Raw genomic sequence first — 13,539 nt, forward strand, 5'->3', positions numbered from 1 at the left:
ATAGAAGTATACACTGTTGTATTTTGATTGATTTGACATTCATTGAAATGCATTTGGGGAGATTGGCGAAGAAATGACCATCCACGATCGGAACGCCAAGGCAGTAAATGACTCGGACTACGTCGCCAAATGCTTGCTGTCGCCGGCACAGTCGCGCATCTGGCTTCTGTCCGAGACGGGGAACGAAGTCGTTTATGGGCGACAAATACTCGCCGTTGCCTTTTCGCCGGTCTCTCTGGCCGCTGCGCACGTAGCGCTTTCAACGCTTTCCCGGCAACATCCCCTCATAACATCGGAATTCGAGGCGCGCGCCGGTGGGGCCGTCCGGCAGATCCTGAAAAACAACGGCACGGTCGGCATGATCGAGACGGATCTGAAGGCTGGCGAGGATGTGGACGAGGCGCTGTTTGGGGCCGCCGCGCGCGAACGCGCCCGGACCATGGATCTTACCGATGGCAATCCGGCCCGATTCATTCTTCTGACGCGGAACGGGCAAGCATTGGGAGTTGTATTTTCCCTTCATGCCATCCTCGCCGATGCCGCGACGCTCAACCTGCTCGCAACCGATTTTTTGCGCAATATCGAAGGCAATGGACCGGTGGACATTGCGCAGACGACACTTCCCGACGCCGCATCGTGGATGGCCGGCGGCGATGCACTGCGCCGGCCCGCACCCGAACTGGTCGATTTCTGGTTCCAGCGCCTGACGGCGCAGGAAAATATCGCCTCGCTTGCACCGCAAACATCGGCTGAGAAGGATATCGTCGACGAGGCGTGGTTCGAGCATATGCTTGAGGTCTCCAACTCATCCCGGCCCCTTCAGTCGCAATCGATGGCGGAACTGTCCCGCGACATCCTTGCCGCCCTCGGCATCGCTCTGCGCCGCCATTCCGGATACGGAACGCAGAGGATCGGACTGGTTACACGACCGGAAAGACAGACGATCGCAGCCCGCGGCGAAGATATACTGATCGTGACGGCGGAACTCGACGGCGCCATGACGCTGCGCGATGCCCGCGAAACATTCGCGGCAGAGGCCGAGAGCGCCGCCGGACAGTCCGTGCCCTTCGAGGCGCTTGCCGACGCCCTCCTGCGGCGGGACGAGCTTTTCGACACGACCGGCCTCGTCAAGACGCTTCTCGATGTGCGGCCGCCCGTCAGCTTCGCGCAAACCGCATCGAGCGCGTTCATGGTCCGCAGTGCCGTCGAACCTCCGGCGCGCCGCGACGCTGAGCTGGTCGTAACCGTTTCCCCCATGTCCGGCGACAGGCTCCGCATCGGCATCGGTTTCGATCCGCAGAAGCATGAACGAAAGCAGATCACTCGCTTTGCCGACGATCTCGCCATCGCGCTCTCAAGCCTCGGCAGCGATCCCGGCAAGCAGATCAAGCACATTTCGTTCGTTTCGGCCGAGGAGCTGGACAGGCTCTCCGCCCCCTATCCCGATGCGCCCGAGCCGGACGATGGCACACCGATCCACGAGGTCATCTGCGCGCAGGCGAGGCGACGGCCAAATGCCTTTGCCGTCGCGCAAGGGGAGAAATCGATAACGCATGGAGAACTGGAGACCGCCGCCAACCGGCTGGCGCACCGTCTGATCTCGCTCGGGATCGGGCCGGAAAAGCGCGTCGCCATCGCGATAGAGAAATCGATCGACGCGATCGTCGCCATTCTTGCCGTGCTGAAGTCGGGGGGCGCCTTCACGCCTGTCGAGCCGGACCATCCGGAAGCCCGCAACCGCCATATCCTCACGGCCCCCGGCCTTGCGCTCGTCGTTTCGCGCACCCGACATATCGCTCGCCTGCCAAGTGACATTGAGGCGCCTTTCCTCGATCTCGATGCAACCGACCTGTCGTCGGAAAGCAGCGAAGCGCCCGCGACCGTGGTCGCCCCGCAGCAACTCGCCTATGTGATCTACACCTCCGGGTCGACGGGCGTTCCCAAGGGAGTCGCGGTCGAGCACGGGCCTTTGGCGCATCATTGCAAGGCAACCCTGCGCATCTACGAGATGAGCGAAGAGTCCTGCGAATATCCTGTTCTTCCCTTCACCTCCGACGGCGGTCATGAACGCTGGATGGTACCCTTGATGGCAGGCGGCGGTGTGGTCCTGACACAGGACAAGCTCGCGACGCCGGAAGACGCCTTCGCGATGATGAAGCGACACGGCGTCAACAATGCCAGCCTGCCTACCAGCTACGTGCGCGGCCTTGCCGAATATGCCGGTGAAAATGACGATATCCCGCGGCTGCGGCTCTATTCCTTCGGCGGCGAGGCGTTGTCGCAGGCGGTGTTCGACATGATCACCGAAAACCTCAAGGCGCAGCTGCTGATCAACGGCTATGGGCCTACAGAAACCATCATGACGCCGATGATATGGAAGATACCGGCAGGAACCCGTTTCGAGGGGACGGTCGCACCCATCGGCCGCGGCGTCGGCGACCGGCGCATCTACGTACTCGATGCCGATCTTGCGCCCGTTCCCGTCGGCGTGATCGGCGAAATCTACATCGGCGGCGGCGGCCTGGCGCGCGGCTACCTCGGCCAGCCGGAGCTCACGGCAGACCGCTTCATCGCGGATCCGTTCACGCCCGGCGGACGTCTCTATAAATCGGGCGATCTCGGGCGCTGGCGGGAAGACGGCATCGTCGAATTCGCCGGCCGTGTCGATCATCAGATCAAATTGCGCGGCTTTCGAATAGAGCCCGGCGAGATCGAAGCCGTGCTGCGCTCCGACCAGCGCGTCGCGGAGGCGGTCGTACTGCTACACAACGAGGGTGGCCGCAGCTCGCTCGTCGCCTATGTGGTTGCGCGTGAGGGCGAGACGCTCGGCGTCACGGAACTGCGCCGCGCGGCCGTGGCCGCACTGCCGGATTATATGGTGCCGCAGACCATCATGATCATCGACAGGCTGCCGATGGGGCCGAACAGCAAGCTGGACCGCGCGGCCCTGCCGCCACCACGCATGGAACGGGAAATGATCGCTCCCGCCAATGACAAGGAAAAAGCGATCCTCGAAGCCTGGAAGGAAATTCTCGACATCGGCGACATCGGCGTCACGGAGAATTTCTTCGATATCGGCGGGCAATCGCTGGCAGCCGTGCGCATCGTTTCGCGCCTGAAGAGACGCCATCCCGAATGGCCGCTTTCGATCGCCGACATGTTCAACCATCCGACCATCCGCGATCTGGCGCTTGCCATCGAAGGCAGCCGGGACGAGACGGGTGTCGATGTCGTCTATCTCCGCAGGAACGGAGAGCGACCGGTGCTTTATTGCTTCCCCGGCCTCCTCGTCAGCACGCGCGAATACATGCGTCTCGTCGACTATCTCGGCCCGGAACAACCGGCGACCGGCTTCATCTGCTATTCGTTGACCGAAACCAAAACGCTCAGCACCCGCGTCGAAGACATCACGGCGCGTTATGCGGAGGCCGTGCGCAAGAAAGCCAAGGGGCGGCCGTGCGCCTTTCTCGGCTGGTCGTGGGGCGGGCTGCTTGCCTATGAGGCCGCAAGGCAGATCGGCAGCGATATCGATCTGCGCATGATCGGCATGGTCGACGTCTGCGACATGGACGAGGAATTCACGCTCGGCATCATGCCGCGCTTCGAAGACGGCATCCGGGATCGCACCCATGCCGCGGTCCAGAGCTGGCTCGCCGCCACGCCGATGCGCGAGGACTGGAAGAGGCTCTTTGCGGCGATGAACGAGGAAGTCTACGAGCAGTTTCTCCACCATATCGTCAAGCATAAGGTCAAACTGCCCACAGACGGTCCGGACATCGGTTCGGAAGAACATACGTTCTGGATCCTCATCGACAACGCGATGATCTTCCGAAACTACCGCCTCGCGCCTTCGGATTTTCGCATCCACGCCTTTGCCGCCGAAGACTCCCTCACGCGCGCCCTCAACGTGATCGACTGGCGCCGCTACTCGCCGAATGCAACGGCCTCGGAGATCGTCACCGGCACCAACCATCTGACGATCATCGGCAAGACGCCGTTCCATCAACGTTTCGCGCGGCGGCTCGATCACGCTTTCGCACCGGGCACACTGTCCGCAGACATCGTCAAGTAACCCCCACTTTCGACATCACTCTGGAGCTGCATCATGACATCGTACGTGCTCGACCTCGCCGGGGCCGGAATTGGTCCGTTCAACCTCAGCCTTGCTGCCCAGCTCGATTCCATACCGCAGCTCTCGGTGCGCTTCTTCGAGCGGCGCCCATCCTTTGCCTGGCATCCGGGAATGATGCTGCCGGGCGCGGAAATGCAGACCTCCATCCTCAAGGATCTGGTGACAGCGACAAACCCGACGAGTCCCTGGAGCTTTCTCGCCTATCTTGTTGCGCATAAACGGTTTTATCAGTTTCTCAATGCGGAGTACGAGGCGGTCCCGCGTAAGGAATTCGCCGATTATCTCGGATGGGTCGCGCGTGGGTTGACATCGCTTCGCTTCGGCGCGGGCGTGCGGGAAGTCCATGCCGATGACGGATTTTTCTCCATCGCCACGCACGACGGCGCCATCGGCGCCCGCAATCTCTCCGTCGGCGTCGGCAAGATCCCGGCCCGGCCCGCCTGGGCGGAACAGCTGCCAAATTCGCGGACTTTCCACAGCAGCGAAGCAGCAGCACGACTTGGCGATGTGAAAGCGCCGCGCGTTGCCGTTATCGGCGGCGGCCAGAGCGGTGCGGAAATCGTCGATGCGCTTCTCGATCTGGATCAGGTTTCGGTCATTCACTGGATCAGCCGCCGGCCGAATTTCGAACCGCTGGACGCGACCCCCTTCACCAACGAGCTGTTCACGCCTGCCTATATGGAGCGCTTCCATGGGCTTCCGGAGGAATTGCGGCTTCTGCATACACGCCGGCAGGTGCTTGCGAGCGACGGCGTCTCCGCGTCGACCCTGAAAAAGCTCTATCGCCGGCTCTACGAGCGGAAGCTGGAGGCCGCCGCCCACCCGGATCGCGGCATCTCGCTGCGCCCGTTTCGCGACGTCATCGCGGCCGACCAGGACGGCCCCGAAATTTCCCTGAGCATGCGCAACGGCTTCGACAACAGCATCGAAACGCTCGCCGTCGACATGATCGTGCTTGCGACCGGCTACCGCTTCGTGCTGCCCGAATTCCTGCACTCGCTCGAAAACCGCATCGAGCTGAGCGCCATCGGCGAGCCGGTATTGGCAAGCGACTTCTCGCTGGCATGGGATGGCCCGCGCGACAATCGCATTTTTGTGCTCAATGCCGGACGTCACAGCCACGGCATCGCCGAACCACAGCTCAGCCTGGCCGCGTGGCGCAGCGCCGTCATCGCCAACGCCTTGCTTGGCCGCGAGCATTTCGATCTCGGTCAGCTCGATCCGATCGTTCAATGGGAGACACCCGGACGCGCGCCGGGACTTGCCACCCATATGGGACAGGCCGCCGAATAAAGTGGCAGCCTTCCGAGAGGGAGAAGGACGCGCGCCGATCGAGCTCCACAGCCTGCATCTGCGCGATGGACTTCACATTCCGGACTCCATGCTGAGCGTGATGGAGAAAAAGCGTGCCGCGGCATTCCGATCATCGGCGGCACGCCGTCTCTTCGTCGCCGGGCGAGTCCTGTGCCGCAGCATCATCGGCAATATGGTCGGCTGCGCGCCGCAGGCTCTTTCCCTCGCCATCACACCGTCCGGCAGACCCTACCTGTGTGATTATCCCGAGATCGACTTCAATCTCTCGCATTCGGGAGACCGGCTGGCTCTTGCCGTCTGCCATGGTGGTCGTGTCGGCATCGATATCGAAAGGCTCGATGCCTTCCCGGAAGAGATTGCATTCGAAATCATGCCGCTGATCCTTTCCGATCAGGAGCTCGATCGCGTCCAAAGGCTGGCGGCAGAAGCAAGACGGACGGTCCTTCTATCCTATTGGGTTCGAAAAGAGGCCGCGCTCAAGTTGCTCGGCGAGGGCTTTCTCGCCAACCCGCAGACTGTGACGCTCGATCCGGATGGTACAACTTCCAGCGTTGAAGCTCCGCCCCTAGGAGAGCCGATCGCGATCCGTTCGGGTCGTTTCGATGGGGAGGAATCCCAACATTTTCACTGGGCCGTTGCGACATCCAATGCCACCACGGAGCTGCTGTGGCGACATCATGCGGAACGGGACTTCCTAACGAGATTCCTTTGATATCACTGCGGAATCATAGGGATAATTCGAATTTTAGAAGCCCTTCACTTTTCGCCTTCCGTATCTTGACTATTATTATCATGTTTTATAGGGTCCCTTCAAAAAGAGGGGCACACCGGAATGCAACTTTGGATTTCAGCGAGAGCCCAAGATGATTGCCAACCACTTGCAGTCGACGTCCAATGAGCAGCTCCAAACAGCATTGCACGCCTATCCGAAGCTTCTTTCCGTTGCGCGCAGGATCACGGGCTGCATGAGTTTGGCGGAAGATGTCGTTCAGGAAGTTCTCCTCCAACTGGTTTCCAAGCCGCTCAGGGAAGATATAGCCGCGCCCGCCCCCTATGTGATGCGCATGGTGCGCAATCTGGCGACAGACCACATGCGGCGCCTTCAATATGAACGCGGCCTGTTTGTCGAAGAAGAGGTGGGCGGCAACACGTCGGCCTATGGAAGCCCCGAGGAACATCTCCATGAGGCCGAAGCCTACAAGGCGTTCCGCTGCACGGTCGAATCCATGCCCGCAAGAACCCGCAAGTTCTATGAGGAGCACTATTTCGACGATGTCCCCCAGAATATCATCGCCAAAGAGGCGGGCGTATCCTGTGCGCTGGTCTGCGGTCTCCTGCGCGAGGCGCATTCGCGCTGCCTGGCGGCCATCTCCCTCGAAACGGGGCATAGTCGTGCGGCAGGCGGCGATCACAGACGGAACCGGCCCAACCGGATCCGGGAGATGCGAGGCTGACGGCCATGTCTCCGCATCGGCACGCCATCCACCTCGATCGGTTAACCGGGCCGGTTTCCCGGCAATCCGCATCTCATCAAGCCACAAGGCTTCAGCAGGAAAGATTATGAAAGACGAAGCGACCACCCGAAACGACCAGTACCATGCGACAGTTTTCGCAACGGAAGGCCTGCGTTTCGAAGTCGAGGGCAAAACCATTCTTCATCCGCTCGACGTCAGCTTCAATGCGGGCGAAATCTCCGGGCTGATCGGCCATAACGGCTCTGGAAAATCCACCCTGATCAAGTTGCTGGCGCGGCAGATTCAGCCGACGGGCGGGCGCATCCTGTTCGACGGTGTCGCTGCTGGCTCCTATGATATGCGCGCCTTCGCGCGCGCCGTCGCCTATCTGCCGCAGGACACGACCTCGGCTGCGGGCATGACGGTGGAAGAGCTTGTCGCGTGCGGCCGCTACCCCTGGCACGGCGCGCTCGGACGCTTCACCGATCTCGACCGGGAAAAGGTCGAGACCGCCATGCATCTGACCCACGTCGACAGCCTGAAGGGCCGGATGGTGGACACGCTTTCCGGCGGCGAGCGCCAGCGCGTCTGGATTGCCATGCTGGTAGCCCAGGACAGCCGTTGCCTGCTGCTCGACGAACCGACATCGGCGCTCGATATCGCTCATCAGATGGAAATACTCGGGCTCGTGCGGGACCTCTGCCGGACAAAGAACCTGAGCGTCATCCTCGTCCTGCACGATATCAATGCCGCCGCACATTTCTGCGACCATCTGCACGCTCTGAAGCAAGGACGCCTGATTGCCGCAGGCCCTTCGTCAAGCCTCATGAAAGCCGAGACACTGCATACGATCTACGGTGCCAATATGGGCGTCACCGCCCATCCCGTGCATGGAACGCCGCTGGCCTATGTCATCTGACCGCAGCTTCGAGAAGCCGATGCTATCGCGCCGCGCCCTGTTAGCCGCTGCGACGCTCCTTGCCGTGCCGCAAGCGCGAGCGGCGGCCGAAACGATAGCCGGGCCGATTGTTTCCCTCGATTACGGGCTGGCATCGACGCTGCTTGCGCTCGGTGTCACGCCGGCGGCTATCGCCTCGCTTGCCGATTGGAACACATGGGTCGTGGAACCGAAAATGCCGCCCGGCGTCATCGATCTAGGCACCACCGGCGAGATCAATCTCGAGGTTCTGGCGAGCGTCAAGCCGGCACTGATCCTGACGACGCCCTATCTCGCGTCATTGAAGCCTCGATTGGAAGCGATTTCTCCGGTCCTGGAATTGACCATCTATGCCGAGGGCGGCCAAGCGTTGCAGCGTTCCATTGCGGCTACCCGCCTGCTGGCCGATGTCATCGGCCGGCGGCCGCAGGCAGAAGAGTTCCTCGCCCGCTCGGAAACATTCTTCGACGAATGCGCAAGCCGCGTGAAGAAACTCGATCCGCCGCCGCTGGCGCTCGTCAATTTCGTCGACCAGCGTCATGCGCGCATCTATTGCGGCGCCGGCCTCTATCAGAATGTCATGACCAGAATCGGCCTCAGGAATGCGTGGACCGGGCCGGGCGACTACTGGGGCTTTGAAACGATCGGCATCGAACAATTGGCGACGCTCGACCAAAACCTTCGCCTGATCGCCTTCGAACCCCTTCTTCCGCCCAATGTCCTCGACAACCTGCAGGACAGCCCGCTGTGGACCAGTCTCCCGTTCGTGCGGGCCGGACGCGTATCCGTACTGCCGGGCACGCTAATGTTCGGCATGGTGCAGGAAGCGGAGCGCTTTGCGCGCATCTTGCTCGACCATCTGGAAAAAGTCGCATGACCCGTCTCGAAGCCGATAACAGGCTCGGCGCTCCCGCCGTGGCGCTGACGCTGTTGCTGCTTGCCGGCCTCCTCGTCTGGCGCCAGCTGGCGCCGGACTTTTCGCGGCTGCTGGAGCAGGATGCCGGCTACGACCCGCAACGCCTGCTGCTGCTTTACTCGACGCTGCCGAGGATCGCCACCGCGTTGCTGGCCGGCGCCGCGCTCTCGCTGTCGGGCAGCCTGCTGCAACAAGTCCTGCGCAACCCACTGGCTTCGCCTTCCACGCTCGGCATTTCCGCCGGCGCCAACCTGGCGCTCGTCACCGTCATGCTCGCCTTTCCCGCCCTTCAAGGCCTCAGCCGCGACGCAGTCGCCCTGTTCGGCAGCGCAGCAGCCGCAGCCGTGGTTTTCCTCATCGGCTCAAGGCGCGGCTTCTCGCCGCTGGCGCTGGTGCTGGCCGGGTTGATCGTCGGCGTCTGGAGCGGCGCGCTCTCGGCCATTCTCGTGCTGATGAACGATCGCTACCTCTCCGGCCTCTTCATCTGGGGCGCCGGATCGCTGGTACAGCAAAGCTGGACCATTCCGCTGTCCCTTCTCCCGAAAATCGCCGCTCTTTCCATCGCCGCCTCCTTGATGGTGCGGCCGCTATCGCTCATGGAACTCGGCGATAGCGGCGCGAGCGGACTTGGCCTTTCGGTGAAGCGCACGCGCATCGTCTCTGTCTGCATAGCGATTGCGCTTGCCGCCGTCGTTACCAGCGCGGTCGGCGTCATCGGTTTCATCGGCCTGATCGCGCCGCGCATCGCTCAGCTTGCCGGCGCCCGTCACATGAAAAGTCAACTCATCTGGGCGCCGCTTATCGGAGCGGGATTGCTGCTTCTGACGGATGAAGCCTCGATACTCCTGTCCGGAGCATCCTCGACTTTCCTTCCGACGGGAGCCATCACCGCATTGCTCGGCGCTCCGCTGCTGCTCTTGATGCTGCCACGCCTGAAGACGGTGCAACGTAATGCGCCGAACCCCGCACAGAATGCAAACCACGCCGGGCGCGCACGAAAACTGCTGTTTGCCGCGGTCCCGCTGTTCCTGCTTCTGCTGGCCGGCGCAATCTTCTTCGGTCGAGCCCCGGATGGCGCATGGACGCTTCTGACCTATGGTCATTGGGTCGAGGTACTGCCCTATCGCCTGCCGCGTATCGTCGGCGCCTTCGCCGCCGGCGCGATGTTGGGGGTCGTCGGCGCGATCCTGCAACGGCTCAGCGGCAATGAAATGGCAAGTCCGGAGGTGCTGGGCATTTCCGCGGGCGCGACGCTCGGCGTCACCGCCGCGCTCTTTCTCCTGCCTGCACCCGGCATGGCCGCGCAGCTTGGCTTCGGCGGCATGGGCGCTTTCGCCGTTCTCATTGCCATCTTTCTTTTCGGCATCCGATCCGGTTTTGCGCCGGAGCGGGTACTTCTGACCGGGATCGCACTCGGAGCCATGCTGGATGCCTTCATCAGCATGCTTGCAGCCGGTGGCGATCCGCGTGCGATGATCGTCCTGCAATGGATGAGCGGATCTACCTATCTTATTGATACGCCACGAGCAATTTCTACAATGTTTACCGCCGCTGCGGGCCTTGCGCTTTCCTTTCTCGCCTATCGGTGGCTGGACCTTCTGCCGCTCGGCCCGCAGGCAGCGCAGGCGATCGGCATCCGCGTCAATCGCGCGCGCGCCTGCCTTTTTGCGCTTGCTGCGGCAATGACGGCCGCCGCCACCCTGGTCGTCGGCCCCTTGAGCTTCATCGGCCTCATGGGGCCGCATCTGGCCCGCGAACTTGGTCTGCGGCGTGCCGCCCCTCAGCTTGCCGGCGCAGCACTCGCCGGCGGCAGCCTCATGGTGCTAGCCGACTGGTTCGGCAGAATGGCCGCCTTCCCCTATCAGATGCCGGCCGGTCTCGTTTCGGCGCTGGTGGGCGCGCCGCTGCTGCTGGTGCTGCTGATGAAACGTCGCAGGACCGTTTAAGTCCGCAGGAGCCAGAAGTCAGGCGCAAAGGCGCTTTTCCCAGTTTACAAGCCAGGTGGATGGAAGCATCCCCCTTTGCGGGCGGGCGCTTTGCCCGTATCCAAAGCCCAGGACGAACAAGCAAAGATCCTCCGGAGCCGGCGCCGTGCTTTCAAGCTCCGCTCTATCGCTTTGTTTTTACGCGATCCCGGACGGAAAGCCGCTGCGCACTTTTCCTGAAACTTCCCTGGCGGTTCTTAATTGGCGAGCGATTGCGCCCGATCCGGCATAAAGCCGGATCGGGAAAAAGGAAGCAGAGTTCACCGCTCTGCAGGCCGCCTCGGGAACGGCAGACGCCGTGGAAAAAACACAGCGCCTGCAATAGATTTACCAGCGGTACTTCAAGGATGCCGTGATGTTGCGGCCCTGTCCGAGGTAGCAATAGCCTTCATTGCAGACCGTCAGACGGCGGTTGGCGATGTTGCGGACATCCACAGACGCCGTCAGACCTTTGTATTTCTGGTCGATTGCGCCGAAATCGTAGGAAAGCGCCGCGTCCATGTAGAAGCTTCCGCCATTCTTGTCGGTATTGGCCGTGCTGGTATAGTTTTCGCCCGTGTAGCGGATGCCGGCTCCGACCGTCAGTCCGTTTGCCGCCGAATCCTCCTGGAAGGTATAGTTCGACCACAGGCTGGCGATGTGCTGCGGCGTCACGGCAGGGGCGTTGCCCGCATCGTCGCCGCGCGTGATTTCGGAATGATTATAGGAATAGGATGCGATCACGTCCCAGCCATCGGTGACGGTCGCCCTGGCTTCCAGCTCGATACCCTTGTTCGTCACCTCCCCGAGCGAAGCGTAGATCGCGGTCAGGGGATCGACCAGAACGGGCTTGTTCTTCTCGACGAGGTGATAGGCTACCGCCGACAGCAGAATATCGGTGCCGGGTGGCTGATACTTTACGCCGAGCTCGTATTGTTCACCTTTCGTCGGATCGAGGATGCTGCCGGATGCGGATCGCTGCGTGACCGGATTGAAGGAGGTCGAGTAGCTGGTGAACGGTGCAATACCGTTGTCGAAGAGATAGAGAGCACCGGTCTGGACCGAAAATGCGTGCTTGCTGAGATTATCGTCCGTGGTCGTTCCGGACGATACGTCCGTCGTATCCGTTGACTGCTTGACCCATGTCTGCCGTCCGCCAACCGTAAAGCGCCATTTATCGAGTTCGATCTGGTCGAGGGCATAGGCACCGATCTGCTGCAGGCTGGCGCTGACCGTGCTGAGATTATAATCCGGCGTCGGCCCGGAAACGCCGTAGGTCGGATGGGAAATATCGAAGTCGTAGGCGGGGCTGGTCGTCGCATCCATGCCCAGCCCGAAGGAATCGTTGACATGAGTATAATCCAGACCGACCAGCATGGTATGGGCCGCGGGACCTGTGTCGAATTTCGATTCCAGCTGATTGTCGACCTGGAAGACATTCATCGCGTCCCGGATCGAAGTCGCATTGCGATGCGCGATCGTATCGGTCCAGTCGATGGTACTGAGATAGCGCGCCTTCAGATCCAGATGCGAGAAGCGAAGGTTCTGGCGGAAGGTGAAGCCGCCATCGAACTCGTGCTCGAACTGATAGCCGATCTGCTGCTGCCGCGTCTTCTGATAGTCGTAGTCCGGATCGCTGTCGCGCAGATCGAGCACGTTGCCGTCGGGGCCGATCAGGGCGCCGACATTGGCATCGTTTTCGCTCGATTGCGCCGAACCGTAGACCGTGAATTTCGTGGCGTCATCAGGCTTCCAGGTGAAGGATGGCTGGATGAAATAGCGGTCGTCGGCGATATGAAAATTGGTGTCGCCCTTTCGTGCCAGACCGACGATCCGGTACAACAGGCTATCATCGTCCTTGGTGACGGGGCCGCCGAAATCGAACATCGTCTGGGCCCGGTCAGACGTCCCATAGACAACACCGACTTCCCTGATCGTTTCTTCCGTCGGCAGCTTCGACACCTTGTTGACGATGCCGCCCGGCGAACCGGCGCCATAGAGCACGGAAACCGGCCCCTTGATAACCTCGACCCGTTCAAGCGCGTAGGGATCGGTGCGGAACATCCCGTAGTTCATGTAGGGCTGCCGCAATCCGTCCCGATAGTCGCCGTCGGTCGTGATGTCGTTGCCGCGGATAATAATCTGGTCGAAGCGCGGATCGAAGCCATACGCGCCGGTCTGGACACCGGCGGAGTAGCGCACGGCTTCGGTGATATCCTGCGCGCCACGCTCCTCCAGTTCTTTCTTCGTCACGACCGAAACGGAACGCGGCGTTTCAACCAGAGGCGTATCGATCTTGGTGGCGCCCTGGCTCTTTTTGGCCGTTACGGTCGTATTGTCGCTTTCACCGCTCGATTGCCCGCTGACGATGATCGGCGCCAGTTGGGTGGCATCGCCACTGTTGCCGGCTGAATCCTGCGCGAGGGCATTTCCGCCCAATGCAAACATTGTGGCAAGCGCGGTCGCGCCGCTCGCAAGACGGAATCTGGCCCCCACCAAACCGTTGATATTACTGTACGACCCCTGATTCATAATCGCTTTTCACCTACCCGTTCCTGACAAAGACGGCGCAAGTTAGTTCGCAGGTGCAGGCGGCGTCAAGAATACATGAGTATAATAGTCATCTTTTTTACGGATTTCGAACATATGTTGCAGATAGCCAAACCGGTCGCGCAACGCAGCGCGGGATTGCAACCTTAAATTACATTTCCACAACAGCCCGGCCAGCTTGCCAGATCGCGATTCCAATAATATGAGTAATTTAATCATCTTTCAAATGACGGCATTCTTAATCGAGTGCCCCATTTTCGATCAGCCGGAGA

At 61.2% G+C, this 13,539-nt stretch carries 8 protein-coding genes; 7 read left to right on the forward strand and 1 reads right to left on the reverse strand.

The features are described from left to right. Positions 1-73: 73 nt before the first annotated feature. The 7 genes from ACJJVH_RS23930 to fhuB all read left to right on the forward strand — a co-directional run bounded on the left by ACJJVH_RS23930 (position 74) and on the right by fhuB (position 10,699). The gene (locus tag ACJJVH_RS23930) at positions 74-4,072 is read left to right on the forward strand and encodes an amino acid adenylation domain-containing protein (RefSeq protein ID WP_412065336.1); all 3,999 of its coding nucleotides are present in this window, start codon (positions 74-76) and stop codon (positions 4,070-4,072) included. Between the two features lie 33 nt (positions 4,073-4,105). Next, entirely contained in the window at positions 4,106-5,425 is a 1,320-nt protein-coding gene (locus tag ACJJVH_RS23935; RefSeq protein ID WP_412065337.1) for a lysine N(6)-hydroxylase/L-ornithine N(5)-oxygenase family protein, read from the forward strand. A 1-nt stretch (position 5,426) separates the two neighbouring features. Beyond that, complete coding sequence (locus tag ACJJVH_RS23940; RefSeq protein WP_412065338.1) at positions 5,427-6,158, forward strand: 4'-phosphopantetheinyl transferase family protein; 732 nt, start codon at positions 5,427-5,429, stop codon at positions 6,156-6,158. Positions 6,159-6,411: 253 nt separating this feature from the next. Continuing rightward, the gene (locus ACJJVH_RS23945) at positions 6,412-6,900 is read left to right on the forward strand and encodes a sigma-70 family RNA polymerase sigma factor (protein WP_412065339.1); all 489 of its coding nucleotides are present in this window, start codon (positions 6,412-6,414) and stop codon (positions 6,898-6,900) included. Between the two features lie 106 nt (positions 6,901-7,006). Continuing rightward, on the forward strand, positions 7,007-7,819 hold the full coding sequence (locus tag ACJJVH_RS23950; protein WP_112802040.1) for an ATP-binding cassette domain-containing protein: 813 nt from the start codon (positions 7,007-7,009) through the stop codon (positions 7,817-7,819). Beyond that, the gene (locus ACJJVH_RS23955) at positions 7,809-8,714 is read left to right on the forward strand and encodes an iron-siderophore ABC transporter substrate-binding protein (RefSeq protein WP_412065340.1); all 906 of its coding nucleotides are present in this window, start codon (positions 7,809-7,811) and stop codon (positions 8,712-8,714) included. The genes ACJJVH_RS23950 and ACJJVH_RS23955 overlap by 11 nt, the downstream gene beginning before the upstream one ends. Beyond that, positions 8,711-10,699 (forward strand): Fe(3+)-hydroxamate ABC transporter permease FhuB, encoded by a 1,989-nt coding sequence (fhuB, locus tag ACJJVH_RS23960; RefSeq protein WP_412065341.1) that lies wholly within the window; start codon positions 8,711-8,713, stop codon positions 10,697-10,699. Before ACJJVH_RS23955 ends, fhuB begins: the two co-directional genes overlap by 4 nt. Positions 10,700-11,065: 366 nt before the next feature. Here fhuB and ACJJVH_RS23965 read toward each other — a convergent pair whose 3' ends face one another. Further along, positions 11,066-13,249, reverse strand: a complete 2,184-nt coding sequence (locus ACJJVH_RS23965; protein ID WP_412065342.1) for a TonB-dependent siderophore receptor — start codon at positions 13,247-13,249, stop codon at positions 11,066-11,068. Between the last annotated feature and the right edge of the window lie 290 nt (positions 13,250-13,539).

The organism is Rhizobium sp. SYY.PMSO, from assembly GCF_046840415.1.
In the GTDB taxonomy this organism is placed as follows: Bacteria; Pseudomonadota; Alphaproteobacteria; order Rhizobiales; family Rhizobiaceae; genus Rhizobium.